This window comes from Cryobacterium sp. TMB3-10, from assembly GCF_004402305.1.
In the GTDB taxonomy this organism is placed as follows: domain Bacteria; phylum Actinomycetota; class Actinomycetes; order Actinomycetales; family Microbacteriaceae; genus Cryobacterium; species Cryobacterium zongtaii.
In genome coordinates, this window is sequence record NZ_SOGH01000009.1 from 1 (window position 1) to 1,232 (window position 1,232).

1 protein-coding gene is annotated in these 1,232 nt (G+C 63.1%); it reads right to left on the reverse strand.

All coding sequences use genetic code 11. The features are described from left to right. On the reverse strand, positions 1-1,185 hold a 1,185-nt coding region (locus tag E3T22_RS04520), incomplete at its 3' end, for an IS30 family transposase (RefSeq protein WP_134480893.1). Between the last annotated feature and the right edge of the window lie 47 nt (positions 1,186-1,232).

A 1,232-nucleotide genomic window follows, 5' to 3' on the forward strand; every position in this document is an offset into this window, starting at 1 on the left:
GAGCAGCTGGGCTAGCCGGTTGGCTGGGGTTTCGAGGCCGAGGGTGGGTCGGGGCCGGCGGTTGAGTTTCGCTGCGACGCGAGCCAGATCGTCGGCGGTGTGGCCGGAGAGGTTCGAGCCTTTCTCGAACCAGAACCTCAGCAGCCGGTTCGTGTTCTCGTTGGTTCCGCGCTGCCAGGGCGAGTGCGGGTCGCAGAAGTAAAGCTTGGTGTCCAAGGCAAGTTGGATGCGCTCGTAGTCGGCCAGTTCCGTGCCGCGGTCCCAGGTCACTGAACGGCGCAGGTGATCGGGCAGGTGGCGCATCTCGCGGATCATCGCGGTCGCGACTTCGTCGGCCGTGTGAGGCCCGGGCAAATGCAGCAGGATCGTGAACCGGGTGCTGCGTTCTACGAGGGTCCCGATCGCGGACGAATCGTCTCCGCCGCCGATGATGAGGTCACCTTCCCAATGCCCCGGAACGGCCCGATCGGCGACTTCCGCCGGTCGCTGGCTGATCTTCAACGCGTCCTTATAGGGACTGTTCGATTTGCGGTCCGTGGAGTGCGGAACACGCTTCGTGCGCTTCGTCGAGAGACTTTTAGCCAGATCAGCTCGTAGTTCTCCGCGGGTTTGCACGTATAGCGCCTGGTAGATCGTTTCGTGGCTCACCTGCATAGTCTCGTCACCGTCGAAGTAATGCGCCAACATCGCCGAGATCAATTTCGGGCTCCACCCGTCATCCATCCAGACCTCGATCAACTCGCAGAGCGCCGCGTTGTCGACCAACTTCAGCCGTTTGGGCCGATGCCGGGCCTGGTGTGCCTTGGTATGCGCGACGGACGCGTAGTAGACGCCATCAAGGCTGGTGTTGCGGTGCACTTCCCGCCAGACCACGGACTTGTTCCGACCGATTTCCCGGCCGATCTCGGCGTAGCTCAGGCCCTTGCGACGGCCGAACTGGATCATCGCGCGCTCGGCCAACGTCAACGCCCGACCGCCCTCCACACCACCGTCCGGTGCGGGATCGGCGACGCCACCAACAACGGATCTCGGAGCACTTAGGGCCATGCCGCCAGACTGCTGCCACCACTGCGTCGCGGTATTGACCGACGCGCCCAACGAGGCCGCAGACACCCGCAAACCACCCCCAGAGCAGACCAAATCCACGAACCTCGTCCGCGTTCCCGCCGGAAAAAGCTTGACCATCCAACACTCCTTGAATCAGAGCGTTGCTACGACCGTATGACTTTGCC